General features: G+C 71.0%; 23 protein-coding genes. 14 read left to right on the top strand and 9 right to left on the bottom strand.

The features are described from left to right. The first annotated feature begins 109 nt into the window (after nucleotides 1-109). Both D7V80_RS29050 and D7V80_RS29055 read left to right on the top strand, forming a co-directional pair. Complete coding sequence (locus tag D7V80_RS29050; RefSeq protein WP_120591255.1) at nucleotides 110-1,597, top strand: glutamate--cysteine ligase; 1,488 nt, start codon at nucleotides 110-112, stop codon at nucleotides 1,595-1,597. Nucleotides 1,598-1,701: 104 nt separating this feature from the next. Further along, on the top strand, nucleotides 1,702-3,168 hold the full coding sequence (locus D7V80_RS29055; RefSeq protein WP_120591256.1) for a hypothetical protein: 1,467 nt from the start codon (nucleotides 1,702-1,704) through the stop codon (nucleotides 3,166-3,168). Between the two features lie 28 nt (nucleotides 3,169-3,196). Here the strand turns inward: D7V80_RS29055 and D7V80_RS29060 are convergent, their stop codons facing one another. From D7V80_RS29060 to hemG, 3 genes are all read right to left on the bottom strand, one after another. Continuing rightward, nucleotides 3,197-3,970 (bottom strand): LytTR family DNA-binding domain-containing protein, encoded by a 774-nt coding sequence (locus tag D7V80_RS29060; RefSeq protein WP_120591257.1) that lies wholly within the window; start codon nucleotides 3,968-3,970, stop codon nucleotides 3,197-3,199. Further along, complete coding sequence (locus D7V80_RS29065; RefSeq protein ID WP_120591258.1) at nucleotides 3,967-5,025, bottom strand: sensor histidine kinase; 1,059 nt, start codon at nucleotides 5,023-5,025, stop codon at nucleotides 3,967-3,969. The genes D7V80_RS29060 and D7V80_RS29065 overlap by 4 nt, the downstream gene beginning before the upstream one ends. Before the next feature lie 255 nt (nucleotides 5,026-5,280). Further along, entirely contained in the window at nucleotides 5,281-6,675 is a 1,395-nt protein-coding gene (hemG, locus tag D7V80_RS29070; RefSeq protein WP_120591259.1) for a protoporphyrinogen oxidase, read from the bottom strand. Between the two features lie 103 nt (nucleotides 6,676-6,778). Here hemG and D7V80_RS29075 point away from each other — a divergent pair, with 103 nt between their 5' ends. Together D7V80_RS29075 and D7V80_RS29085 are read left to right on the top strand one after the other, a co-directional pair. After that, a complete protein-coding gene (locus D7V80_RS29075; RefSeq protein ID WP_014394041.1) occupies nucleotides 6,779-7,468 on the top strand; it encodes an SDR family oxidoreductase in 690 nt (229 codons plus the stop codon). A 148-nt stretch (nucleotides 7,469-7,616) separates the two neighbouring features. Then, the gene (locus D7V80_RS29085; RefSeq protein ID WP_158616719.1) at nucleotides 7,617-10,034 is read left to right on the top strand and encodes a CapA family protein; all 2,418 of its coding nucleotides are present in this window, start codon (nucleotides 7,617-7,619) and stop codon (nucleotides 10,032-10,034) included. A gap of 9 nt (nucleotides 10,035-10,043) precedes the next feature. Here D7V80_RS29085 and pdxH read toward each other — a convergent pair whose 3' ends face one another. Further along, nucleotides 10,044-10,643 carry a pyridoxamine 5'-phosphate oxidase gene (gene pdxH, locus D7V80_RS29090; protein WP_120591262.1) on the bottom strand — a complete coding sequence of 200 codons (600 nt, stop codon included), beginning with the start codon at nucleotides 10,641-10,643 and terminating at the stop codon, nucleotides 10,044-10,046. 71 nt (nucleotides 10,644-10,714) lie between these two features. On the opposite strand from pdxH, the gene glgA reads away from it, so the two are divergent. From glgA to D7V80_RS29105, 3 genes are read left to right on the top strand one after another with little or no spacing between them, the layout of a single operon-like run. Beyond that, nucleotides 10,715-12,148: a glycogen synthase GlgA gene (glgA, locus tag D7V80_RS29095; RefSeq protein ID WP_120591276.1), complete on the top strand. Its 1,434-nt coding sequence runs from the start codon at nucleotides 10,715-10,717 to the stop codon at nucleotides 12,146-12,148. A gap of 36 nt (nucleotides 12,149-12,184) precedes the next feature. Next, nucleotides 12,185-13,102, top strand: coding sequence for a serine/threonine-protein kinase (locus tag D7V80_RS29100; protein ID WP_120591263.1), 918 nt, complete (start codon nucleotides 12,185-12,187; stop codon nucleotides 13,100-13,102). Then, nucleotides 13,102-13,593 carry a hypothetical protein gene (locus tag D7V80_RS29105; protein WP_120591264.1) on the top strand — a complete coding sequence of 164 codons (492 nt, stop codon included), beginning with the start codon at nucleotides 13,102-13,104 and terminating at the stop codon, nucleotides 13,591-13,593. The genes D7V80_RS29100 and D7V80_RS29105 overlap by 1 nt, the downstream gene beginning before the upstream one ends. A gap of 7 nt (nucleotides 13,594-13,600) precedes the next feature. Here the strand turns inward: D7V80_RS29105 and D7V80_RS29110 are convergent, their stop codons facing one another. Further along, entirely contained in the window at nucleotides 13,601-15,004 is a 1,404-nt protein-coding gene (locus D7V80_RS29110; protein ID WP_120591265.1) for a hemolysin family protein, read from the bottom strand. Between the two features lie 55 nt (nucleotides 15,005-15,059). On the opposite strand from D7V80_RS29110, the gene D7V80_RS29115 reads away from it, so the two are divergent. From D7V80_RS29115 to D7V80_RS29130, 4 genes are all read left to right on the top strand, one after another. Then, nucleotides 15,060-15,863 carry a hypothetical protein gene (locus D7V80_RS29115; protein WP_120591266.1) on the top strand — a complete coding sequence of 268 codons (804 nt, stop codon included), beginning with the start codon at nucleotides 15,060-15,062 and terminating at the stop codon, nucleotides 15,861-15,863. An 85-nt stretch (nucleotides 15,864-15,948) separates the two neighbouring features. Further along, nucleotides 15,949-16,953 (top strand): hypothetical protein, encoded by a 1,005-nt coding sequence (locus tag D7V80_RS29120; RefSeq protein WP_120591267.1) that lies wholly within the window; start codon nucleotides 15,949-15,951, stop codon nucleotides 16,951-16,953. A gap of 57 nt (nucleotides 16,954-17,010) precedes the next feature. After that, the gene (locus tag D7V80_RS29125) at nucleotides 17,011-18,141 is read left to right on the top strand and encodes a YhcG family protein (RefSeq protein ID WP_199738881.1); all 1,131 of its coding nucleotides are present in this window, start codon (nucleotides 17,011-17,013) and stop codon (nucleotides 18,139-18,141) included. Between the two features lie 143 nt (nucleotides 18,142-18,284). Then, a complete protein-coding gene (locus D7V80_RS29130; RefSeq protein WP_120591268.1) occupies nucleotides 18,285-18,896 on the top strand; it encodes a hypothetical protein in 612 nt (203 codons plus the stop codon). On the opposite strand, the gene D7V80_RS29135 is transcribed toward D7V80_RS29130, so the two are convergent. From D7V80_RS29135 to D7V80_RS29145, 3 genes are read right to left on the bottom strand one after another with little or no spacing between them, the layout of a single operon-like run. After that, nucleotides 18,890-19,813: a hypothetical protein gene (locus D7V80_RS29135; protein ID WP_120591269.1), complete on the bottom strand. Its 924-nt coding sequence runs from the start codon at nucleotides 19,811-19,813 to the stop codon at nucleotides 18,890-18,892. The genes D7V80_RS29130 and D7V80_RS29135 overlap by 7 nt on opposite strands. 10 nt (nucleotides 19,814-19,823) lie before the next feature. Next, complete coding sequence (aat, locus tag D7V80_RS29140; protein WP_120591270.1) at nucleotides 19,824-20,510, bottom strand: leucyl/phenylalanyl-tRNA--protein transferase; 687 nt, start codon at nucleotides 20,508-20,510, stop codon at nucleotides 19,824-19,826. Nucleotides 20,511-20,524: 14 nt separating this feature from the next. Then, complete coding sequence (locus tag D7V80_RS29145; protein WP_199738882.1) at nucleotides 20,525-21,367, bottom strand: LEA type 2 family protein; 843 nt, start codon at nucleotides 21,365-21,367, stop codon at nucleotides 20,525-20,527. A gap of 56 nt (nucleotides 21,368-21,423) precedes the next feature. Here D7V80_RS29145 and D7V80_RS29150 point away from each other — a divergent pair, with 56 nt between their 5' ends. Both D7V80_RS29150 and D7V80_RS29155 read left to right on the top strand, forming a co-directional pair. Then, entirely contained in the window at nucleotides 21,424-22,068 is a 645-nt protein-coding gene (locus D7V80_RS29150; protein WP_120591272.1) for a hypothetical protein, read from the top strand. 9 nt (nucleotides 22,069-22,077) lie between these two features. Then, nucleotides 22,078-22,572 carry a hemerythrin domain-containing protein gene (locus tag D7V80_RS29155; protein WP_120591273.1) on the top strand — a complete coding sequence of 165 codons (495 nt, stop codon included), beginning with the start codon at nucleotides 22,078-22,080 and terminating at the stop codon, nucleotides 22,570-22,572. Here D7V80_RS29155 and D7V80_RS29160 read toward each other — a convergent pair. Further along, nucleotides 22,553-23,239: a hemerythrin domain-containing protein gene (locus tag D7V80_RS29160; RefSeq protein ID WP_158616720.1), complete on the bottom strand. Its 687-nt coding sequence runs from the start codon at nucleotides 23,237-23,239 to the stop codon at nucleotides 22,553-22,555. The genes D7V80_RS29155 and D7V80_RS29160 overlap by 20 nt on opposite strands. Before the next feature lie 120 nt (nucleotides 23,240-23,359). Between D7V80_RS29160 and D7V80_RS29165 the strand changes: the two genes are divergently transcribed. Further along, nucleotides 23,360-23,998, top strand: coding sequence for a PP2C family serine/threonine-protein phosphatase (locus D7V80_RS29165; RefSeq protein WP_120591275.1), 639 nt, complete (start codon nucleotides 23,360-23,362; stop codon nucleotides 23,996-23,998). Nucleotides 23,999-24,021: the final 23 nt, after the last annotated feature.

Here is a 24,021-nt window from a genome sequence, read left to right on the forward strand (position 1 = left end):
CGGGGGAGCGTGCAGGTGGGGGGATGGCGGGTTTCCCGGTGCGTTGCGGCGTCCAGCGGCTGACACCCTGCGTGCCAGTGCGGCGCGTCGTGCCAATCGTGGAGGGCCTATGGGACTGGCCATCCAGCAGGAGGAATTCACTCCGGAGGAACACACGCGGTTCGTGGCGCGGCTCGCGGAGAGCCTGGAGGCGCTGCGACAGGTGCTCCGGCGCCCCGGCTTCGGCGCGGGGCCCGTGACGATGGGCGCGGAGCTGGAGGTGGCGCTGGTGGACGGCGCGGGTTCGCCGCTGCCGGTGAACCAGCAGGTGCTGGCGAAGTCGAAGGACGACCGGCTGACGCTGGAGCTCAACCGCTTCAACATGGAGATGAACCTGCGCCCCTCGCTGCTCGCGGGGCGGCCGTTCACCGGGCTCCAGGCCCAGCTGGACGAAGTGTTGGCGGAGCTGAAGCGCGCGGCGGCGACGGAGGGCGCGCGTGTGGCGACGGTGGGCATCCTGCCCACGCTGCGGCAGGCGGACCTGGGGAAGAACGCGCTCACGCCGCAGCCGCGCTACCGGGCGCTGTCCGCGGCCATCCGCAAGCGGCGCGACGGGCCCTTCCAGGTGGCCATCGCGGGCGACGACACGCTCAACCTCACCTGGGAGGACGTGACGCTGGAGGGGGCGAACACGTCGCTCCAGTTCCACCTGCGCGTGGCCCCGGAGGACTTCGCGCGCGTGTACAACGCCGCGCAGCTGGCCACCGGGCCGGTGCTGGCCGCGTGCGGAAACTCGCCGGTGTTCCTGGGCAAGCGGCTGTGGGAGGAGACGCGCGTGGCGCTCTTCCAGCAGGCCACGGATGACCGCAGCGACAGCGACGAGGCCGCGCACCTGCACCCGCGCGTGACGTTCGGACACGGCTGGGTGCGCGAGGGCCCGCACGAGCTGTTCGCGGAGGCCGTGGCGCTCCATCCGGCGCTGCTGCCGGTGATGGGGCAGGAGTCCCCGCTGGAGGTGGTGGCCGCCGGCGGCCTGCCGAAGCTGGAGGAGCTGCGGCTGCACCAGGGCACGGTCTGGTCGTGGAACCGGGCCGTCTATGATCCGCACGGCGAAGGCCACGTGCGCATCGAGTTCCGCGCGCTGCCATCCGGCCCCACGCCGGTGGACATGGTGGCCAACGGCGCGTTCCTGCTGGGGCTGACGCTGGGGCTCGCGGAGCGGGTGGACGCGCTGCTGCCGGCGCTGCCCTTCTGGCAGGCGCGGCGCAACTTCAAGCAGGCGGCGCACCACGGCCTGGGCGCGAAGCTGCTGTGGCCGGCGGAGACCGCGCCCAGCCCCCGGGTGCTGCCTGCGGTGGAGCTGGTGAAGCAGCTCCTTCCGGTGGCGAGGCGCGGGCTGCTGGAGGCCGGGGTGGATGCGGCGGAGGCGGACGGCCTCCTGGACATCATCGCCCGGCGCGTGGCGCTCCAGCGGACCGGGGCGCGCTGGCAGCGGGCGGTGCTGGAGCGGCTGGAGGCCCACATGCCCCGCCAGGACGCGCTGGCGGCCATGCTGGAGCGCTACCTGGAGCTGTCCGAGGAGGGGCTGCCGGTGCACACCTGGCCGGTGGAGCGCTGAAGGCTGGGGGCCTTGTCGGGATGGGGCCGTCGCGGTGAATAATCCGGCCATCCGGAAGGTCAGCTGGCGAGGCTTCGTGCCTCGCGCTGAAGGGTGCCGTTCCCGTGATCGCCTCGCTCCTTGCTTCGTTCCGCTCCGGCGCCCGCCGGAGGTCCTTCCTCGTGCCGGCGCTCCTGTGCGCGGGCGTCCTGTCCGCGTGCTCGACCACCCGGGGCAAGGCCAACGACCTGGCGGAGAAGGGCCGCTTCGTCGAGGCGGCCGAGGTCTACGTGAAGCTCGTCCAGGACGAGCCCAACAACCCGGAGTACCGCGCGTCGCTGGAGGACCTGCGCTGGCGCGGCCTGTCGCAGCTGCTCACCCAGGCCCGCCAGGCGCGCGTGGAGGGGCGGGACGAGGACGCGGAGGTGAACCTGGAGCAGTTCTTCACCTACAAGGTGAAGTGGAACTCCAAGCTGGATGGCGGCATGGAGAGCTCGCTCCTGGAGGAGATGGCGGGCACGCACCGGCACCTGCGCCAGCTCATCAGCGAACCTGCGAAGCGGGGCCACGCGCTGACGGCGGAGTCGCACCTGGACCGCAAGCGCGCGCTCTTGGCCCACCCGGAGATGGCGCCCATCCGCCGCGACGTGGAGGAGGCGGTGGCGCAGGGCGGCGCGGCGACGTGCGCGAACCTGAAGCAGTCGCTGTCCGGCGGCGCGCAGCACTGGGCGGAGCTGGTGTCGCGCTACTGCGGGCACTACCAGCAGCCCGCGCCCCGCGCGGGGATGTTCCCGGAGGCGCTGGGCGTGCCCACGTGGCAGGTGTCCGTGGATGGCATCAGCAACGACGTGGTGCAGTACCTGATGACGCGGCTGTCGGGCGCGTTCGAGGCCTCGCCCTGGTACTCGGAGGCGTCCCAGCGCCACGCGCCGATGACCATCTCGGGGAGCCTGAGCGAGCGGCGCATCAGCGAGCCGGTGACGCTGACGGCGCCGTGGACGGAGCGCGTGCCGTACACGGACCACGAGGACCGCACCGCGACGGCGGAGGTGCCGTACACGGTGGAGGAGTCCTACGAAGAGAAGGGCGTGATGAAGAAGCGCCTGGTCCGCCAGACGAAGACGGTGGAGTACAAGACGACGGTCGAGGTGACGAAGTACCGCGACGTGTCGCGCTCGTTCGACTACCACGCGCAGCGGCGGGGCGTGGAGTACCACTTCGCGGTGGTGGCCCAGGGCATCCTCCAGGAGCGGCACGCGCCGCTGGCGGTGAAGGCGGAGAACGCCCTGGAGGCCTCCGGCTACGAGCACAACATCACCTTCGAGCCCGGCGGCGTGCGGCCCGTGAAGTTCGAGCGGCCCAACAAGGAGGGCTGGCTGGACGGCCAGCTGCGCGGCTACGAGCAGACCTTCTTCGCCTCGCTCATGTCGCGCTGGCAGGACGCGTTCTGCACCGCGCCCGCCTTCGCCGTGGAAGAGGCGGCCCGCTGCGCGCGCGGCGGCGTGGCGCTGCCCGGCCCCGCGAAGCAGGCCCTGACGGAAACGCTGGGCGACGACGCGGCGCAGGTGCACCGGCTGTTCGTCTGGAACTGAGGGCCCCCAAGCCGCGGAGGGCGTGGCTTCAGCCCTCGTCCTCCGCGCCCTTGCGCAGGCCCAGCATGCGGCGCAGCTCGCGCGCGGACTGGCGGCTCACCTCCACCGAGTGGCCCCGCGCCGTGCGCGCCAGATAGCCGCCCGTCTCCAGCGGCTCCAGCCGCGTCACGTGGGACAGGTTGAGCAGCGCGCGGCGGTGCACCCGGTGGAAGTGCTCCGGGGGCAGCTTGTCCGCCAGCTCGTTGAGCGTGAAGTCGGTGAGGTAGTCGCCCTGCGCGGTGAACACCGTCACCAGCTCGTCCTCCAGCGACGCGTGGGAGATGGCGTCCGGCGACACCAGCACCAGCCCCTGCCGCGTCGGGATGGGCAGCCGCGTCAGTGCCGGCTTCTCCGCCGCTGCCGCCGGCGCCGTCGCGCCAGGCGTCTTCACCCGCGCCGGCAGCCGCGCCCGCGCGCGCTCCAGCGCCTTCTGCAGCCGCGCCGCCTCCACGGGCTTGAGGACGTAGTCCACCGCGCCGTGCTCGAAGGCGTTCACCGCGTGCTCCGCGTGGGCGGTGCAGAAGATGACGTGGGGCCCGCCTTCCGGCAGCAGCGCCATCGCGTCCAGCCCGCTCAGCCCCGGCATGTGGATGTCCAACAGCACCACGTCCACGCCGCCCGCGCGCACCGCCGCGAGCACCGAATCCCCATCCACCGCCTCGCCGCGGACGCTCACGTCCGGCAGCGCGGCCAGCAGGCGGGACAGGCGCTTCCTGGCCAGCAGTTCATCGTCGGCGATGAGGACGCGCAGGGGCTCTCTCACGTGAGGACTCCGGGTTGGGGGCCCTGGCGGGGCAGGGTGACGGTGACACGGGTGCGCCCGTCGGCGCTCTCCAGGGACAGGAGCGCGTGGCCGCCATAGGCCAGCGCCAGCCGCCGCTCCACGGTGGGCAGGCCCACGCTGCCCTCGCGCGGGCCCTTGGACGCGCCCGGGTTGTCGAGGGTCACCACCACCGTCCCTTCGCGCGCGGCCACCTCCACGCTCAGCGGGCCCCGGTGGCCGGCCGCCGGGCCGTGCTTCACCGCGTTCTCCGCCAGGGGCAGGAGCAACAGCGGCGGCACGGGCACGTCCGCAAGCCCGTCCGCCACGTCCATGCGCAGCTGGAACAGGTCCGGGTCGCGCAAGAGGTGCAGGTCGAAGAGCGTGCGCATCAGCTCCAGCTCCTGCGACAGCGGCCAGGTGACGCTGCGCACGCCCGCGAGCACCGAGCGGAGCATCGTGGACAGCCGCAGCACCGCGGCCTCGGCGACGGCGCCGTCCTCGCGGCACCACTCCGCGATGGCGTTCAGCGTGTTGAAGAGGAAGTGCGGATCCAGGTGGCTGCGCAGCGCCAGCAGCTGCGCCTGCTCGGCCTCCCAGGCGAAGCGGGTGGCGCGGGCCCGCTCACGGGCCAGCGTCTCCTCGAAGCCGATGTCCCGCCCCAGCCCCCAGCCCGCGACGAGGAACAGGCCGCCGCAGATGGCCAGGTTGTACGGCTCCGACAGGAAGGTGTCCTGCATCAGCGTGACGCGCGGCAGGGCGTAGCCCACCGACAGCACCACGCCACTGCCCACCGCCGCGTAGAGCAGCAGGCGGATGCCGCCGTGGCTCAGGTCCAGGCCTTCCGGGAACAGCACCCGGTACGACACGGGCGCCACCGCGACGCACATCAGGCACAGCAGGAGCCCGAGCCAGAACGCGCGAGGATCCAGGCTCCAGCGCACCTGGGCCACGAGCAGCGGAATGGACACCAGGACAATGGGGGCCAGCCGCCACGGCGCGACGAGCGCGCGCAGCGTGGCGCGAACAATGGAGCCTTCCGACGACGTCTCCGGCATGCGGAGGCGGAAGGCTACACCGTCCCGCGTCCTAGCGCTGGGGGACGGGCGCGGGGACGAGGTCCAGGACGAGCGCCCCGGCGAGGATCGCGGGGAAGAAGAGGACGGCGAGCACGAACAGGAGCGGCGAGCGCAGTGAGAACATGGGGGGCTTCTCCAGTGTCCGTGAAACATGTCCACGGACTCTGGCATCGACCCAGGGACCCTCCAGGGAGGGGTGCCCCCGGCCGTCGCGAGTCCGGGGTGAGCGGTCGCTCAGGCGCTCCGGGTGGCGCCCGCCGCTGGCCCGCCCAGCGCCTCCGCCAGCCGCGCCGCCTCCTTGAGGCAGTCGTTGACGCCCACGCCCCGGTACGCGTTGCCGGCGAGGTGCAGGCCAGGCCAGCGCTTCAGCCGCTCCTCCATCGCCGCCAGTCGCTCCAGGTGGCCCACGGTGTACTGCGGAATCCCGCGCGGCCAGCGGAACACCGCCGTCAGCTCCGGCGTCGCGGTGAGCCCCGCCATCGCCTTCAGCTCCTCGCGCGCCAGCGCCACCAGCGCGTCCTCGTCACGCGAGACGACCTCCGGCCGGCGCGCGCCGCCCATCAGGCACGTCAGCAGCACGCGCCCACCCTCCACGCGGAAGGGGAACGTGGTGGAGACGTGGATGGTGCCCAGCATCGCCGTGCCCTCCACCGCCGGAATCAGGAACCCGAACCCGTCCGGCTTCGGCACCGTCCCCGGCGCGAAGCCCAGGTGCACCACGGCGATGGGCGCGTACGGGATGGCGTCCGCCTTCTGCGCCAGCTCCGCGTCCAGCGGGCGCACGAGCGAAGCCGCCACGTGCGCCGGCACCGCCAGCACCACGTGCGACGCGCTCAGCTCCGCCGGCTCGCCCCGCTGCTGGTACCGCACCGTCCAGCCGTCCGCCGCGCGCTCCAGCCCCTCCACCTTCGCGTCCGTGCGCACGCTGTCGCCCAGCGCCTTCGCCAGCGCGTCCACCAGCACGCCCAGGCCGCCGTCGAACGTGCTCATCTGCCCGGTGAGCCGGGGGCCTGTCTCCACCGCGCCCTTCGCCTGGCGCGCCGCGCGCTGCGCTCGGATGGCGCCCAGGATGAGGCTGCGGTGCTCCCGCTCGAACTTCACCAGCTGCGGGAACGTGGCCTCCGCGCTGAGCTGCTCCGGGTCGCCCGCGTAGGTGCCCGTCTGCATCGCGTCCAGCAGCACCGCCGTCGCCTCACGCCCCAGGTGGCGCCGCCCCAGCTGGGCCAGGGACTCGTCCGCACCCGTGGGGTTGCGTCCGCTGAACAGCTCCCCCACCACCCGCAGGCGGGAAGCAAGGGGGAGGATGTCGGATTTCAGGAACGCCGGTGGCGATGTGGGCAGGGCCCTCAGCGCACCCCGGGTGAATACGTAACGTTTTTTGGCCGCCGCATCCGCCGGACGAATCCGGGATGACACTCCCAGCGCTTCCGCCAGTTCACGCGTCGTGGGCTCCCGGTCCAGGAAGCTGTTGGGCCCCGCCTCCAACAGGTAGCCCCCGCGTGCGTGGGTCTGCACGTTTCCACCCACGCGTGACGTCGACTCCAGCACCACGGCATCAGTACCGCGAGCCCGCAATTGATAGGCCAGCGCCAGTCCGGTGATACCTCCCCCAATGACCGCGACCGTCATGTCGTCCTACTCCAGAGCTTGTCGTGAGGTGAGCAACCCCGGGCGCCTTAGTGCGAAGGCAAGAGCTTTGCCAAGGAGAGCCTCCCGGCGCGTTAATACAGGCATGCGCTATGTCATCACGGGAGCAAGCCGTGGCATCGGTTTCGAATTCGTGCAGCAACTGCTGCGGCGGGGAGAAACGGTCGATGCGGGAGTGCGTGCCCCGGAGCTCGCGCGCCGGCTGGAGCCACTGCTGCTGGAGGCCGGTCACCGCCTGAGGATCCATCCCCTGGATGTCACCCGCGCGGACAGCGTCCAGGCCTTCGCGGAGCGCATCTGCCGCGAACCGGTGGACGTGCTCATCAACAACGCGGGTGTTTCAGGCCAGTGGGTGGGGTTGCATGAGCTGGACTACGAGGACCTGGCGCGCACCATCGAGGTGAACGCGCTCGGGCCGCTGCGCATCACCTCCGCGCTGCTGCCCGCGCTGCGGCACGGCGCGGGGCGCAAGGTGGCGCACGTCACGTCCCGCATGGGGTCGCTCTCCAGCAACACGGAGGGCGGCGCGTACGCCTACCGCATGTCCAAGGCCGCGCTGAACATGGGCGTGCGCTCCATGTCCAACGACCTGCGCCGCGAAGGCCTGGCGTGCGTGCTGCTGCATCCGGGTTGGGTGCAGACGGACATGGGCGGGCAGGACGCGCCGCTGCCGGCGGAGGAGTCCGTGCGCGGGATGCTGCGGGTCATCGACAGTGTCTCACTGGAGCACTCCGGCCGGTTCTTCGACTACGAGGGCGCGGAGGTGCCCTGGTAGTGGACGGGAGGGACAGGGTCGCTGTCGCCGGGTGAACATGCCCCGGCCCCCGGGGGCAGGCAGGCAACCCCCGGGTCCGATGCCGTCGCTGGCGCCTGCCTGCCGTCGTCCCCATCTCGTCGCGAGGAAGTCCGCGGTGGAGGGTGGGATGGCGTGGCGGCGGTGGTCCGTGGCGTGGGTGGCGGCGTGTCTGGTGGCGTGTGGTCCCGGCGCGTCCACGCCGAAGCAGGGGCAGGAGGCCGTGACGCCGGGCGATGAGCCCTCGACGCCGGTGACGCCTCCGGACGACCCGCCCGACAAGGAAGCGCCCCCGCCTCCCGAGCCGCCGCCGGACGAGGAGCCGCCTCCCGACGAGACGGCGGAGGAGCCGCCCCCGCCGGAAGAAAACCCGGTGCTGACGGCCTGCGCGCCGGAGCCCGCGGCGGACGCCACCGTGCCCGAAGCCGAGCGGACCGCGCGCCATGACTACGCCTGTACCGGCATCACGCTGGAAGGCTCGCTGGTCTCCACGGCGGGCACGCCGGTCGCGGACGTCGTGGTGAAGGTGGGGGATGCGCAGGCGCGCACGAACGCGGCCGGCCACTTCCGCTTCCCCGTGCTGCCCCGTCACAACCGGCTGCTCACAGTGGAGGCGGAGGGCTTCCGCCCGGCGGTGGTGGCGGTGGAGCTGCGCCGCGGCCTGACGGAGAAGCGCGTGACGCTGCCGCCGGTGCGCCTGTCACCGAAGGACGGCGTGCGGATGCTCTTCGCGGGCGACGTGTCGCTGGGCCGGCGCTTCCTCGACCCTGACGACACCACGCCGCGCAACCAGATGCCGCCGGACGACCCGGCCGCGCTCATCCGCGTGTCGGATCCGCTGCCGGGCACCAAGGCCGTCTTCACCCACGTGCGGCCCTACTTCCAGGCGGCGGACTTCCGCGCCGTGAACCTGGAGACGCCGGTGACGGACCACCCGGTGACGCCGCATGACGAGAAGGCCTACGCGTTCTTCACGCTGCCCGGCTCGCTGCCCGCGCTGCCGTGGCTGGGCGTGGACTACGTGAGCCTGGGCAACAACCACGTCTACGACTACCTGGCGCCGGGGCTGGCGGACACGCTCACGCACGTGGCCGCGACGGGCATGGCCTTCAGCGGCGCGGGCCAGGATGAAACCGAGGCCTTCATGCCGGCGCGCGTGTCGCTCGCGGGCGGGAACTACAGCCTGGTGTCCATGTGCTCCATCACGGGCAGCGCGCATGAACAGCAGTACGTCGCGGGCCCCAATCAGGGCGGCGCGGCGGACGCGCGCAACCTGACGCGGGCGTCCGCGCTGCTGGCCGCGGAGAAGGCGCAGGGCCGTGTTCCGGTGGCGGTGCTGCACTCCGGCGTCGAGTACAGCGTCCGGCCCTCCACCCCGACGGCGCAGCGGATGCGCGACCTGGTGGACGCGGGCGCGGGGCTCGTCATCGTGCACCACCCGCACATCCCGCAGGGCTTCGCGCGCCACCAGGGCGTGTTGATGGCGCAGTCGCTGGGCAACTTCGCCTTCGACCAGGACCGCATGGAGACGATGGTGGGCCTGATGGCGGAGGTGGAGGCCCGGGGCCCGCGCGTGGTCCGGGCCCGCGCGGTGCCCGTCTACATCGAGGACTACCGCCCCCGGCCCGTCGCGGGAGACCTGGCGGAGAACTTCCTGCGCAACCTGGCGGAGCTGTCCCGCGAGGGCGGCGTGGAGCTGGTGCCGCAGCCCTCCTGGGGCGAGCTGCTCCCGGAGGACAAACACGCGGCGGTGAGCGAGCGCACCGTGGACGTGCCGGTGACGGTGGACGCGAACGGCCGCGCCACGGTGGACCTGCGGCCCCTGCGCCAGGAAGGAGAGTCCGTGGCGGTGGCGAAGCTCACGGGCGCGGACGTGACGGGCGTGAAGCTCAAGGCCGGGCGGGACGTGCTCCTGCACGGCGACTTCGAGGACCACGACGTGGACGACGACGCCAACGAGGCGCCGCGCTGGAGCGTGGGCCCGAACGCCGGCTACGTGTGCCAGGACGGACCGCACCGGGGCGCCGCGGCGCTCTGCCAGCGGCGCGCGGCCAGCGACTCCCGGAGCGCGGCGGTGAAGCTGGTCAACCGCTTCCGCCCGCCGGGCTTCGCGGAAGGACCGCCCAACCGGGACCTCACGGCGGTGGCGTGGCTGAAGGGGCAGGGCGGCGGCGCCTTCTTCGCGAAGGTGCAGTACCTGCCCGTGGAGTCCTACACGCTCTTCGGCGAGCAGACGCTGCTGCGCCACGACGGCGGCACCTACGACTGGACGCTGGTGGCGGAGGACCTGCGCTTCCCCGCGGATCCGCCGAGGCCGGACCTGTGGAACGCGCCCTGGGCGTTGGACCTGACGCTCAACACCGCGCCCCCGAAGTCCGGCCAGGGCGTGACGGCGGTGGACGACCTGGCGCTGGTGGCCTGGGAGAAGCAGGCCACGGGTGGAACGCTGACGCTCCAGACGCCGCACGCGCGGGACTTCGTGCGAGTGGAGGCCCCGGCGGGCACGTACACGCTGCGCGTCACCTTCCGCGAGCACCGCGTGCCCTGAGGTCCTGCTTCAAGGGAACAGCAGCTGCGTCTTCCAGCCCGCGCCGTCGCGCAGGTACACGTTGCGCTCGTGCAGCCGGCTGGGGCGGGCGTGCCAGAACTCGATGCGGTCCGGCACCACGCGGAAGCCGCTCCAGTGCGGCGGGCGCTCCACCGCACGGCCCTGGAAGCGCGCCTCCACCTCCGCCACGCGCTGGTCCAGCAGCTCGCGCGAGGGCAGCTCTTCACTCTGGAGGCTGGCCCACGCGCCAATCTGGCTGCCGCGCGCGCGGCTCTGGAAGTACGCGTCCGCCTCCGCGTCCGTCACCTGCTCCACCCGGCCCTCGATGCGGACCTGCTGCTCCAGGGGCTGCCAGAAGAAGCACAGCGCCGCGTACGGATGCGCGGTGAGCTGGCGCCCCTTGCGGCTGTTGAAGTTGGTGAAGAAGACGAAGCCCCGCGCATCGAAGTCCTTGAGCAACACCACGCGTGAGCTGGGGCGGCCCTGGTCGTCCACGGACGCCACCACCATGGCGTTGGGGTCCACGGGGATGGCGGCCTTCGCCTGGGCGAAGAGGTCGGCGAAGCGCTGGATGGGGTCGGGCGGGATATTCGTCACGCGGCGCACCATAGGAAACACGGCCCCGGCGCGCACGTTCGCGGTTGACTCCCTGTCGGGACTCGCACGCAATGGCGGGACTCATGAAGATCCTCTTCATCGCCTCGGAGGTCACCCCCTTCTCGAAGACGGGGGGACTGGGCGACGTGGCCGGGGCCCTGCCCACGGCGCTCGCCGGGCTGGGGCACGACGTGAAGATCGTCACGCCCCGCTACCAGGACGTGCGCAACACCGGACAGTTGCTGCCCACCGGCCAGTCCCTGGTGCTGCGCTTCCCCTTCGGTGAGACGGGCGGCCCCATCCTGTCCGCGCGCCTCTCCGAACGCCTGGAGGTCCTCTTCCTGGAGAACGAGGCCTTCTACGGCGGCCGCAAGGGCCTCTACGGCGACGCGGGCAGTGAGTTCGCGGACAACCCCCGCCGCTTCGCCTACCTGTGCGTGGGCGCGCTCCAGGCCGCGCAGCGCCTGCGCTTCTTCCCGGACATCATCCACCTGCACGACTGGCAGACGGGCCTCGTCCCCGTGGCCCTGCGCCGGGGCTTCCAGGGCACGCCGCTCGCCCGCGCGAAGTGCGTCTTCACCATCCACAACCTGGCCTACCAGGGGCAGTTCCCCAAGCGGACCATGGAGGACCTGGGGCTGCCGTGGGACCTCTTCACGCCGGAGGGCGTGGAGTTCTACGACCACGTCAACTTCCTCAAGGCGGGGCTCGTCTACTCGGAGTCGCTCACCACCGTGTCGCCCACCTACGCGCGCGAAATCCAGACGCCGGAGCAGGGCTACGGGCTGGATGGCCTCTTGCGCCGCCGCTCGCACGCGCTCACCGGCATCATCAACGGCATCGACGCGCACGAGTGGAACCCCCGGACGGACTCGTACCTGCCCGCGCGCTACGGCCCGGAGGACATGACGGGCAAGGCGGTGTGCAAGCGCGCCCTCCTGGAGCGCTTTGGCCTGCCCACGGAAGGCAACGCGCCGGTGTTCGGCATCGTCAGCCGGCTGGCGTGGCAGAAGGGCGTGGACCTGCTGCTGGAGACGCTGCCCGCGGCGCTCCAGGGGGACCTGAAGTTCGTGGCGGTGGGCAACGGCGACCCGACCCTGGAGGAGGGCCTGCGGGCGCTCCAGGCCCGCCACCCGAAGCAGGTGGGTGTGCACATCGGGTTCGACCCGGAGTTGTCACATTGGGTGGAGGCCGGGTCGGACTTCTTCCTCATGCCCAGCCGCTACGAGCCGTGCGGGCTGAACCAGATGTATTCACTGCGCTACGGCACGGTGCCCATCGTCCGGGCCACGGGCGGGCTGGTGGACACGGTGGAGGGGGGGCTGGACGGCAACGGCATCCTCTTCGAGTCCTTCCACCGCTCGGCGCTCCTGGCCGCCATCCGCCGGGCGCTCTCCCTGTACGCGGACCCCGCACGGCTGGGGGACTTCCAGGTGCGGGGCATGGGGAAGGACTTCTCCTGGACCGCGTCCGCCCGGAAGTACGAGGCCCTCTTCCAGTCCCTGGTGGAGGAATAGTGGGGCCGCTCCCGGATCCGCGTTAAACTTGCCTCCGTGGCGGAAGCTCCGGACCTGGGTGGCTATGAAGTGGTCGGCCGGCTGGCGGTCGGTGGCATGGCCGAGGTGTATCAGGCGCGTGCCCGTGAGACGACCCAGCGCTCCCCGGGCGAGCCCGAGGAAGTGGTCATCAAGCGGCTGCACCCGTCCTTCCGCAACGACCCCGCGTATGTGAAGGCCTTCGTCGACGAGGCGAAGCTGACGGTGCGCCTGCGCAACGCGCACATCGTGCGGACGTTCCGGCTGTTCCGCGCCGGGCCGGACTACCTCATGGTGCAGGAGCTCGTGAGTGGCCGGACGCTGGGCTACATGCAGGAGCTGCTCATCAAGGCCGGCGCCGCGATGCCGCCGGAGTCCGCCTGCTACATCGCGTGGTGCACCCTCAAGGCGCTGGACTACATCCACCGCGCCAAGGTGGGGGAGAACGGCGCCACCATCGTCCACCGCGACGTGAACCCCGCCAACGTGCTGCTGGGAGTCCAGGGCGACGTGAAGCTCACCGACTTCGGCGTGGCGGAGGTGGAGGGGATGATCCGCGGCGACTCCGGCGCGCTGCGCGGCACGCTGCCGTACATGAGCCCGGAGCAGGTGCTGGGGCAGGCGGTGGACGCCCGCACGGACCTGTACGCCGTGGGCGTCATCCTCTGGGAGCTGTGGGCCGGCCGCCGCCTCTTCACCGGCGACAACGAGGCGCAGCTGATGCACCAGGTGCGCGATGCTCGCGTGCCGCTGCTCTCCACGCTGTCTCCGGACCTGCCGGACTACGCGGCGCGGGTGGCGCGCAAGGCGCTGTTCGCGGACCGGGCCCGCCGCTTCCAGACCGCGGCGGAGTTCATCAAGGCGCTGGAGGTGCTGGCGCGCCGCGCGGGCTGGCCCCTGACGGTGGAGGCGCTGCAGCCTCTGCTGGGCGGCTGATGCGCTCGCGCCGGGCGGTGCTCGGGCCAGGCCTGGCCGGCCTCTTCCTCCTGTCCGGCTGCCTGGGCGTGGTGCCCTTCCGCCCGCGCGCCTACGACGAGGCGGTGCGGGTGGAGGCCGTGGACGTGGCCTTCACGCGCGACGGCAGCGGGGCGCTCACGCTGAAGCTCCAGGTGGGGAACCCGTCCTCGGACGCGGCCACGCTCACCCGCGTGGACTTCGACCTGCGCGTGGACGGACGGCGCGTGGCCACGGGCGAGCAGGTGATGGGCGTGCCCCTGGACGGCAAGGGCCAGGTCCCCCTGGAGGTCTACTTCCCGCTGGCCGTGGCGCGCGGCGGCGGCCGTCCGGAGCCGGGCTCGCACGTGGTGCGGGTGGAGGGCGGGGTGGTGCTGCGCTTCGGAGGCTCCGAGCGGCGCGCGCCCTTCCGGGACATGCGCTCGCTGGACCTCGCGTGGGTGCCGGGCGGGGAGTCCAGCCCGGCGCAGTGAAGCGCCTTCAGCTCTTGGCGTCTGGCGCCGTGCCGGAGTCGGGAGGCTGCCGCGGCGGGCCCCCCTGGCCGTCATCCTTGGAGTGCGCCGGGACGCCGTCGCGGGGCTGTCCGTCCGCGCTGCCGGGCGCGAGGCTCTTGAGGCGGGACATCCGCACGCGGTCGATGCGGGCGCCCTCCTTGGTGGCCACGACGAACTGCCAGCCGTTGTAGGTGAAGCGCTCGCCCACGTCGGGCAGGTGGCCCGCGAGCGAGGACAGGTAGCCGCCCAGCGTGTCGAAGTCGCCCTCCGGCAGCGGGAAGCCGAAGAGCTTGGTGAACTGATCCACCTCCATGGCGGCGTCCACCAGCGAGCTGCCGTCGGCCATCTTCTCGACGAGCTTCTCCTCCACCTCGAACTCGTCGCCGATGTCGCCCACGATTTCGCGGAGGATGTCCTCCAGCGTGACGACGCCCATGAAGCCGCCGTACTCGTCGACGACCATGGCCATGTGGATCTTCCGCTTCTGCATGTCGCGCAGCAGGTCGCCCACGGGCTTCATCCACGGCACGAAGTGGGCGGGGCGGATGACGTCATGCAGGACGATGAGCTCCGGGTGCTGGAGCAGCGGGATGAGGTCGCGCGCGTGCAGCACGCCGACGATGTGGTCCACGTCGTCCTTGTAGACCGGGATGCGCGAGTGGTTCTCCTCCGCCAGGATGCGCAGCACCTCATCCGGCGGGGTGGTGATGTCCACGGAGATGACGTCCGTGCGGTTGACCATCACGTCGCGGCAGCGCTTGTCGGACAGCTCGAAGATGGAGCGGATGAGCTGTGGGGCGCTCTTGTCCACCTCGTTGCGCGCGGCCTGGGCGGCGAGCAGCTTCTCCAGCTCCTCCAGGGGCGGGGGCGGCGGCTCGAAGCGCAGGGTGCGGCCCATGGTGCGGGCGCCCAGGTTGAGCAGGCCCAGCATGATGCGCATGGGCGGGTAGAGCACCGTCACCAGCAGGGACACCAGGCCCGACAGGCGCAGGGCCCAGCGCTCCGGGTTGCCGTTGGCCAGGCCGCGCAGCGTCACCTCCATGAGGCTGGCGAGCACGCCCACGAAGAGGGCGCCCGCGCACACCGTGGCGATGGGCACCCAGGTGGCCTCGGCGTAGCGGCTGAAGTCCAGCAGGCGCGGCGGGACGAAGGCGCCAATGGCGGCGGCGAGGAAGCCTGACAGCACCATCCCCAGGCGCAGGGCGGTGGCGGCGGGTTCGCGGTCCGTCTTGTGACGGAGCACCCGGCGCGCGGCGACACTCTTACTCTCCTCCGCGAGCTCCTGGGCGCGCAGGTCGGACGTCCCATAGAGCGCGGACTCCGCGGCGGCGACCAGGGCCCTCATGAAGCAGAGGGCCAGGCAGGCGACCCAGAGGGTCCAGGTAGGCATAGGGGGAGGTTCTTATCCCGTGCTAGAGGGTCATACCACCCTGGCGGGAGGCACCATGTGGGGACGTCGGATGTACGTCATTGGCGGACTGCTGGGCGCGCTGGCGGCGCCCTCGGCGGCCCTGGCCTGGCCGGTGGACCAGGCCCTGACGCTGGAGCCCGGCAAGGAGACCTTCCAGAAGCTCACCGCCGTGGACTGGGCGGAATCCGACGCGCCCAACGTGGTGACGGCGGAGGCGCTGGCCCAGAGCGGCGAGCTGCTCTTGACGCCCCACACCGCCGGCATCGCGCGCGTGCTGCTGTACGCGGAAGGGCGCTTCGCGGTGTGGCGGGTGATGGTGGGGCCCATCGAGCTGCAGAACACCGAAGCCCAGCTCGCGGCGGCGAAGAAGGCCTGCCCGGACCTGAAGGCCACGGAAGGCGTGGAGCGGAGCCTCACGGCGACGGTGAACGACACCGCGTGCCGGCTGGCGCTGCGTACGTTCCTCAAGACGCATGCGTACCTGGCGAAGGAGCTGGAGCTGACGTTCGCGGTGCCGCAGCTCCAGGCGCAGCTGGAGGACTTCGAGGCGGGCATGCCGCCGGGGCTGACGGTGCGCTACAGCGGCGCGGGGCTGGTGCTGTCCGGGAAGACGGACCGCGAGGGGCACCGCAAGGCGCTGTGGGAGCTGTTCAACCGCGCCGTGGGCCGGGTCCCGTTGGAGGACCGCACGGAGGTGGAGGCGCCGCCGAAGCCGGACGACGCCGCGAAGCAGGAGGCGCTCGACGCGACGGTGTCGGACGTGCCGACGGATGCCGGGGCGCCGCCGGCGCCGCCTCCGCCGGGGAAGCGCAAGGCGCCGCCGAAGAAGCCGCGCTGAGCGCGGGGAAGAAGCCTCGCTGAAGCCCTGGGGCGCGCCGGAGGGCGGCCGCTTGCGGTATGACCGTGGGTGGAGGTCCGACGGAATGACGAACGGAGTGAAGCGCGCGGGGTTCGCGCTGGTGCTGGCGCTGACGGTGGGGCCGGGGGCCGCGTGGGCGCAGGTGGATGAGGACGACGGCTCGGCGGTGGTGGTGGACATGCCGGAGATGGACCGGGGCTGCCCGGTGAAGCCGGAGTTCCTGCCAATGACGCCCATGGGCCAGGTGGGCATCGACCGGCTGGGCTGGCTGGTGCACCAGGCCATCATCCCGCCTTCGAAGGACAAGTTCTTCCTGGCGGGGGCGCGCAGCCGCTCCGGGGTGAAGCCGGTGCCCATGGAGCAGTCGAAGAAGCTGGGCGCGCTGGACACGACGAAGGCGCCCATCTGGGTGTTCGGCAAGGAGAAGTCGAAGGCTTGCAAGGGCACGCCCATCGCGTACTGGGCGGTGCGGATGGGGACGGACGAGGACCGCCAGACGTACCTGATGGCGGAGCTGGCGATGGAGTGCGAGGTGCTGCCGCCCGGGCGGCTCGCGGGCACGCCCATCGCGCTGCGGCAGAAGGACGAGCCCACGGGGTGCGTGCTGCGCCGGCCCAACCGGAGCCACACGGGCAAGGAGTCAGACGGCATTCCGCCGGACTACGCGGAGCACATCCCGCCGCAGGACTGCGCGGCGCCGGAGTGCGCGCGGCTGTGGGAGTACTTCGGCGTGACGGGCGACGAGGGCGAGGGCGCGTTCGACCTGACGGTGTCCTATCTGCACAGGAACGGCAGCAACCCGTGCAACTGGGCGACGGACGACCTGTCCATGTTGTTCGTGCGGGGGCGGGAGAGCACGGCGCTGACGCCGCTCAAGCCGGGAGGCCAGCTCTTCGGCGGCCTCTGGGACTTCAGCGGCCCGCGCTTCATCCTGAGCCGGGAGATGGGCGTGCTCTACGCGTACGACTACCAGAAGCTGAAGGCCGCGCCGAAGGCCGTGCGCTACGGAAGCCCCACGGAAGAGGACCTCATCCACGCGAAGCGCACGCTGTCTCCGTGCAAGAAGTAGCCGCGCTTCGAGCTGTGAAGCCAAAGCCCCTGGACGCTGCTGTCAGCCCCCTTTCGCATGACGAAGAAGTCCTCCTCGAAGAAGCGCCTCACACGTACGAAGCCCGCCGCCACCAAGGCGGCGGCGCTCGCCGTGCCTCGGGCAAAGCGGGCGATCGTCGACCGCGGAGACATGCGGTTCGCCGAGATCATCGTGCTCATCGAGGCGGCCCGACGACGCGCATACCAAGCAGTGAACACGGAACTGGTGGCCCACTACTGGGAGCTGGGCGAGTACCTCAGCCGGAAGATCGCCAGCGCCGAGTGGGGTGACAGCGTCGTCGAGGAACTCGCCGCCGATCTCGCGAGGCGCTACCCGGGTGTCCGGGGCTACACTCGCCCGAACCTCTTTCGGATGCGCCAGTTCTACGAGGCGTACCGGTCGAACCGGAAAGTCTCACCGCTGGTGAGACAATTGCCGTGGACGCACCACCTCATCATCCTCAGCCAGGCCAGGCCCGTCGAGACACGCGAGTTCTACATCCTCGCCGCCATCAAGGAGCGCTGGCCCAAGCGGGAACTCGAACGGCAGATCCGAACGGGCGCCGTCCTTCGCGAGGCCCGCGCCACGAAGAAAGTCTCGCCAGCGGTGAGACAAACCCACCCGACGGCAATCGACGAGTTCAAGAACGCCTACAACATTGAGTTTCTCGGCCTCTCCGCCGAACACTCCGAGGCCGACCTCCACGACGCGCTCCTTCGGAACCTCGGCCGCTTCCTCACCGAGTTGGGGCGCGACTTCTGTTTCGTCGGCTCGCAGTACCCGGTGCAGGTCGGTAGCCAGGACTTCGCGATTGACCTCGTGTTCTTCCACAGGGGTATTCAGTGCCTCGTCGCCTTCGAGTTGAAGGTCGACAAGTTCAAGCCCGCCGATCTCGGCCAGCTCTCGTTCTACGTCGAGGCACTTGACCGCGACGTGAAGAAGCTCCACGAGCGGCCCTCGCTCGGCGTGCTCCTCTGCGCAACGAAGGACGACGAGGTCGTCGAATACGCGCTCGCGCGGACGACGGCGCCCACGCTCGTCGCCGAGTACCAGACGTTCCTGCCGTCAAAGGAGCTGTTGCGGGCGAAGCTCCACGAATTGTACGCGCAGCTCACGCCGGAGGATGCGCTCGTTCCCCGAGCGACGCATCTACAGAGACGCTCATGAACGGCACCTCATCCACGCGAAGCGCACGCTGTCCCCGTGCAAGAAGTAGCCGCGCTCAAGCCGTGAAGCCAAAGCCCCTGGACGCTGCTGTCAGCATCCAGGGGCTTTTCGCGTGAAGCGGTCCAAGAAGGGAGAGATCCGCCATGCGCTTCTATCGTCCAGTCGGTCTTGCGGAGTTGCTGTTGATCTACCGGTCGGGGATGCGGCGTTTCCCGCCGCGTCTGCCGGAGCAGCCCATCTTCTACCCGGTGCTCAACGAGCCCTATGCCCGGCAGATCAGCCGGGATTGGAACGCCACCAGCCCCGAGGGCGCCGGCTACGTCACGGCGTTCGACGTGGAGGACGCCCACGCGGCGTCATTCGAGGTCCAGCAGGTCGGCGCCCGGATGCACCAGGAGCTCTGGGTTCCGGCCGAGGCCTTGGATGCGTTCAACAGTCACATCCAGGGCCGGATTCGCGTGACCGCCGCGGACTTCGGTCCCTGCTTCGTCGGTCAGGTGCCAACGGCGTTCTCGCTGCGCGGCAAGGACGCGCGCGCCCAGTTCGAAGCCCTGAGAGACATCCACGGGTACAACGGGATGGACTTCCACGGAGAGGTGACGGCGAACCACGAAGCGGTGTTCGCGCACTTCCCCTACTGGGAACAGGTCGTCGCTTCGGACACGCCCGGGGACCGGGAGCTGCTGGCCGCCATCCGGAAGGTCTGGATGGAGGCCTTCCCGGAGCTTCCCCTGGGACTCCAGCCCGGCTACTGAGCGCTGGACCCGTGGTACGTCTTGCGCAGCTTCAGGTCCGGCACGTCCACCGTGCCGTTCTTGTTGTCCGTGCAGTACCAGAGCGCGCCGTGCGGAGCCTGGACGCCGCCCTTCTGCGTGCGCGTCAGGCCGTTGTAGACGGAGCCGGCGATGAGGTAGCGGAACACCTGCGGCGCGGTGTCGCTCACCAGCGTGTTGTTCTGCTGCATCTCCTTCCAGACCACGCAGTACTGCTTGAGCGCGGCCCAGGCGCCCTTGGAGTAGCGCGGGCTGCCCAGCATCCAGACCTCCAGCTGGGGACACATCTCCCCTTCGCCGTCCTCCGCCGGGCCGTAGTTCATCGCCTCGCAGACCTCGTCCGCGCGGCTTTCGTTGAGCGTCACGTCGCCCTCCGCCTGCCAGCCGGTGAGCCGGGAGAGCTGGAAGCGGCGGATCATCAGCGCGTCGTCTCTCGTCAGCGACGGCGCCATGAAGGCCTTCGGCTCCGGCAGGGCGAACGTGCCTCCGCCGTGCGGCCCCACGCCCGCGTCCATCACGTAGCCGCCCCACGTGTACATGAGGAAGAGCGACCACGCGTCCTTCACGAAGGCCCGGTACGAGGGCGGCGTCGCCAGCGCCAGGCCCCAGTCGAGGATGTCCGTCATCGCCGCGACGGCCCAGTCGTCCGACTCCTGGTACCAGTAGTACCAGCGATACGCCCTGGTGCCCGCCTTCGCCAGGAACGCCTGCATGCCCCGCACGGTGACGTTCTTGTGCGCGGCGAAGTCCCGCTCGTAGACGGCGACGTGCGCGTCCAGGCACCAGAAATAGATTTTGACGCTCTGTCCCGAGCAGCGTGCCGCCAGGGCCCTCGGCGCGCTGATGTCGCGGTTGCGGTCCGCCGGAGGCGGGCCAATCCAGGTGTAGTGGACGTCCATCCGGTGAAGTCTACTCCGTCCACGGCCCCCGCCGCGTGGGCTCCTTCAACGCCTGATGGAGCGCAGCCAGGAAGCGCTTGCGTGGCCAGGACTCCGCGCCGAAGCGCTCCAGGTGCTCTGTCTCCACCTGGCAGTCGATGAGCTGGAAGCCCCAGCCCTTGAAGCGCTCCACCGCCGTGGCGAACGCCACCTTCGACGCGTCCGGCGCCAGCGCGAACATGCTCTCCCCGAAGTACGCCGCGCCCAGTGACACGCCGTACAGCCCGCCCACCAGCACCTCGCCGTCCCACGCCTCCACCGAGTGCGCCAACCCCAGCTCGTGCAGCCGGATGTACGCCTGCTTCATCGCGTCCGTAATCCACGTGCCGTCCTGCCCCGGCCGGTGCACTCGCGAGCATGCGTCGATGACCTTCGCGAACACGGTGTCGTAGCGCACCGTGTACGTGCCCCGGTTCATCACCTTGCGCAGTGAACGCCCCACGTGAATCTTGTCCGGCTCCAGCACGAAGCGCGGGTCGGGCGAGTGCCACAGGATGGGCTGTCCCTCGCTGTACCAGGGGAAGATGCCCTGCGAGTACGCGGCCACCAGCCGCTCCGGGCGCAGGTCGCCGCCCACCGCGAGCAGGCCGCTCTGGTCCGCCTTGGAGGGCGGGGGGAACAGCTCCGGCTCGTCGTCACTCAGCAGATAGATGGGCACGCGTGCGCCCCAGTCTAGCGGGACACGTTGAGCTTCACGTCACCCTTGAGGAAGTAGGGGACCTGCAACAGCGGGCCCTTCAGCTCGCCCTTCACGCTGTAGGGCAGGACGCCCTTCCCGATGAGCGTTTTGACGCCCGGGCCCCAGGACTGGGCCGTCACCGCCACCTCCACCGGGTACACACCCGTGGCGGACGCATCCACCGAGTCCGCCTGCGCGGTGGTGCCCTCCTCCAGAGGCTTGTCCGCGATGGCGACCTGGTAGGTCAGCGAGTCCAGCCGCAGCGGGAACGGGTTCGGGTTGCGCACGCCCAGCCGCAGGTTGATCTGCACCTCCTCCGGCGAATAGCGGGCGGCGTCCAGGCTCTCCACGATGACCTCCGGCAGCCGGGGCACGCGCACGGCGCGGCTGGCGGCGAAGGGCAGGGTGTCCTCACTGCCACCGGAGCGCACCACCAGCGTGCCGCGCAGCGCGATGAGCACCGTGCCGCCCTGGGCGCTCAGGCGGGCCAGGTCCTCCGGGCTCTTCACGTAGGCGGATTTCTCCTCGATGGAGAACTCCGCGGGCGCTCCCGGCGCGAACGGCACCCCCAGCTTCGCGGAGCCCGTCTTCACCACCTGCCCGTCGGCGACGAGCTCGTAGTCGGCGCGCTCCACGACGCCGTTGGCGGTGCCGGTGATTTGTCCGGTGTAGCGCACGGAGGCGTCGGTGAGCCCCTGCGAGACGACGGCGGTCTCCTGGGCCGTCAGGGCAGGGGGGCCGCCGGAGCGGACCGGGGCGGAGGCACACCCGGAGTTAAGGGCGAACAGCGCGGACACCAGGGCCATCAGGCAGGTCGAGCGATTCACAAAGGACATTCTGGGGAGGCCAGGGGCTGGTCCCAAGGGGATTTCCGCTAGACTGTCCACCAACCGTGGCTCCCCGACGTCCCAACTTCAACCGGACCCTGCGCTCCCTCATCCGGGACATCGCCGCGCGCATGCCCGAGTTCAGCCACGTGAAGGTGGGACGCATCCTGGTGGTGGCCGGCGAGGCCCGGCGCGCGTCACGCGGCACGGTGAAGCCCCTGTGCTTCAAGGGGGGCAAGAGCGTCGACAAGGCGGGGCGGCGCAAGCCGGTGGTGCGCATCCGGGGCCGCCGCATCCTGTACTGCATCACGCTGAGGCCCCTGTTCTTCCGGGGCTCCACCGCGAAGTCGCGGCTGGAGACGCTGATGCACGAGCTCTTCCACATCTCGCTGCGCTTCGACGGCACGCTGCACGCGGGCCGCCGCCACGCGAAGCTGGGCGCGGAGTTCGGGCGCCGCCTGCGGCCGCTGGTGCGCCGCTACCTGAAGCTGTGCCCGGAGGCGCTGCTTACGGCCCTGGCGCACTCGGGCGAGGTGCGGGTGCTGCAGTGGTTGGAGCGTCCGGGCCCGGCCTACCACCCGCGCGCGTCGCACCGCCGCGTGCGCAAGGTCTACACGGAGGAGCAGCTCTACTCCGGAGTGGCCCGCATGGTGACGCCGCGTCCGCGAGTGGCCCGCGAGGCCCACGTGCGCGACGACAAGGTGCACTGAAGGGCGTTGATGGCCGCGCCCACCGACTTCGTCAGCCTGGGCGTGCTCCACCGCGACCTGGAGGAGCTGTTCCTCCAGCACCAGGAAGCGTTGATGGGCATGGACCTGCCCGTCGCGCGTGAACGGCTGGCGCGCTATCGCGAGGAGCTGACGCGGCACCTGGAGGCGGAGGAGGCGCTGCTGTTGCCGGAGCTGCCTCGCGCCGGAAGGATCCGAGGCGCCGCGCCGGAGCTCTTCACAGGCGAGCACCAGCGCATGCGGGAGCTGCTGGCGAAGTGTCAGGAGGCCGTGGACGCGCTGGACGCGAGCGCACCGGACTACCGCCGCGCGGTCTTGCGCGTGTTCGACATGGAGAGCACGTTCAAGCACCTGGAGCACCACCACTCACTGCGCGAGGAGACGTACCTGTTCCCCGCGCTGGATGGAGTGCTGGGCGAGGAGGAGCGGCGGGCCCTGCTGGCCGCGTTCCTCGCGCGCACGGAGACTACTTCTCCGAGGGCGTGAACCGGGCGAGGTCGTGGATGCCAAGCGCGCGCTCCAACTGCGCCACCTCCTTGAGCGCGTTCTCGAAACCGTCGCTCCCGAGCACCCGGTGTTCCTGCGCTTCGAAGCGCTCGCCGAGCTCCTTGAATTGCTTCTCGTCGAAGAGGTCGCGGAAGGCGGGGAACACGTCCGTGTCCTCGCGCGCGGCGTGCGGCTGGTACATGCGGATGAACAGGGTGAGCTGCCGCGCAGCCACGGCCCTTGGCTGGGGTTGCGTGAGTGCGTCGCGGCCTGAGGTCGCGGCGAGGAGGGCGGCGTTGAGCTTGCGCCCGGCGGCGTGTTGTTCGAGCAGCACCTGGACGAGCTCCTTCTGCTGGCCCGCCTTCACCAGCCGGGGGAACACCTCCGTCTCCTCCGTCTTCTCGTGGTAGTCCTCGCCAAAGCGGCGCATGAGCCGGGTGGCCTGGGCGAGCACCTCCACGGGAGCCTTCTCTTCACGAAGGTCGAGGCGGCGAGCGATCTCCTCGTAGACCAGGAGCGTGCGGCGGATGACGCCGTGCTCGCGCATCAGGTCCTCCGTGGCGTTCACCTCCGCGGGCTTGGACTTGGGCGTCGCGTTCGCGGTGCTTCCAACGCCGAGCACGACGACCGTGGACAAGAAGCGGCGACGGCTGGACGCCTCATTCATGGACATGCCCCTTGTATGAGCCGCTGTCCCGCCGTCCGAACCTGTCCGACAGTCGAACAGGTTTGTGCGCGGCGCGACTGCTGGTCGACGGCATGCGAAGCTCGTCCCTGAGCGCGATACATGAGCGATTTCGAGACGGCGTGGCATGTGGAACCGGCGGGCAGGACGGGGGCGGACCGCGTCCTGGTCCTGACGCGAGGGGACGCGACGGTGTTCGTGGTGGCGGATGGGGCGGGGAACTCACGGCGTGGCGCCGCCGCCGCGGAGGCCGTCCTCCAATGCGTCCAGGACGCCGTGGAGGCCGGGTCCGACGTGGAGCGCGAAGAGACCTGGCGCGAGGTGCTGGTGCGGTGCGACGCGGTGTTGGTGGCCTCGGGACAGGGAGGAGAAACCACCGCCGTGGTCGCCTGTGTCACCCCGCGGGGCGTGGTGGGGGCCAGCGTGGGGGATTCGGAGTTGTGGCTGTTCCAGGGCGGCGAAACGATCGCGCTGACGGAGCAGCAACACCGCAAGCCCCTGCTCGGCAGCGGACAGGCTCGGCCCGTGACCTTCGCGCGCGTGTGGCGAGGCGGCGTTCTCCTCGGCGCGTCAGACGGATTGTTCAAGTACGTCGACCTCCGTCGCATCCGGGATCAGGTGAGCCTCGCGGACGCGAACGCCGCGGTGCTCGCGCTGGCCGCTCTGCCTCGACTCGCGAGCGGCGCGCTCCCGGATGACGTGGGGCTCGTCCTGTGCCGCCCGAGCGCTCCACGCCCCTGACGCGGTTGCCCGAAGCCCGGGAG

The sequence above is a fragment of the Corallococcus sp. CA054B genome (assembly GCF_003611625.1).
Taxonomy (GTDB): domain Bacteria; phylum Myxococcota; class Myxococcia; order Myxococcales; family Myxococcaceae; genus Corallococcus; species Corallococcus coralloides.

Coding starts and splice junctions, on each gene's coding strand:
- D7V80_RS29075 (WP_014394041.1), top strand. CDS start 6,779: ATGCGCTATGTCATCACGGGAGCAAGCCGTGGCATCGGTTTCGAATTC.
- D7V80_RS29155 (WP_120591273.1), top strand. CDS start 22,078: ATGGCCGCGCCCACCGACTTCGTCAGCCTGGGCGTGCTCCACCGCGAC.
- D7V80_RS29120 (WP_120591267.1), top strand. CDS start 15,949: ATGACGAACGGAGTGAAGCGCGCGGGGTTCGCGCTGGTGCTGGCGCTG.
- D7V80_RS29130 (WP_120591268.1), top strand. CDS start 18,285: ATGCGCTTCTATCGTCCAGTCGGTCTTGCGGAGTTGCTGTTGATCTAC.
- D7V80_RS29105 (WP_120591264.1), top strand. CDS start 13,102: ATGCGCTCGCGCCGGGCGGTGCTCGGGCCAGGCCTGGCCGGCCTCTTC.
- D7V80_RS29050 (WP_120591255.1), top strand. CDS start 110: ATGGGACTGGCCATCCAGCAGGAGGAATTCACTCCGGAGGAACACACG.
- pdxH (WP_120591262.1), bottom strand. CDS start 10,643: ATGGTGCGCCGCGTGACGAATATCCCGCCCGACCCCATCCAGCGCTTC.
- D7V80_RS29145 (WP_199738882.1), bottom strand. CDS start 21,367: ATGTCCTTTGTGAATCGCTCGACCTGCCTGATGGCCCTGGTGTCCGCG.
- D7V80_RS29160 (WP_158616720.1), bottom strand. CDS start 23,239: ATGAATGAGGCGTCCAGCCGTCGCCGCTTCTTGTCCACGGTCGTCGTG.
- D7V80_RS29085 (WP_158616719.1), top strand. CDS start 7,617: ATGGCGTGGCGGCGGTGGTCCGTGGCGTGGGTGGCGGCGTGTCTGGTG.
- D7V80_RS29065 (WP_120591258.1), bottom strand. CDS start 5,025: ATGCCGGAGACGTCGTCGGAAGGCTCCATTGTTCGCGCCACGCTGCGC.
- glgA (WP_120591276.1), top strand. CDS start 10,715: ATGAAGATCCTCTTCATCGCCTCGGAGGTCACCCCCTTCTCGAAGACG.
- D7V80_RS29110 (WP_120591265.1), bottom strand. CDS start 15,004: ATGCCTACCTGGACCCTCTGGGTCGCCTGCCTGGCCCTCTGCTTCATG.
- D7V80_RS29125 (WP_199738881.1), top strand. CDS start 17,011: ATGACGAAGAAGTCCTCCTCGAAGAAGCGCCTCACACGTACGAAGCCC.
- hemG (WP_120591259.1), bottom strand. CDS start 6,675: ATGACGGTCGCGGTCATTGGGGGAGGTATCACCGGACTGGCGCTGGCC.
- D7V80_RS29165 (WP_120591275.1), top strand. CDS start 23,360: ATGAGCGATTTCGAGACGGCGTGGCATGTGGAACCGGCGGGCAGGACG.
- D7V80_RS29135 (WP_120591269.1), bottom strand. CDS start 19,813: ATGGACGTCCACTACACCTGGATTGGCCCGCCTCCGGCGGACCGCAAC.
- D7V80_RS29115 (WP_120591266.1), top strand. CDS start 15,060: ATGTGGGGACGTCGGATGTACGTCATTGGCGGACTGCTGGGCGCGCTG.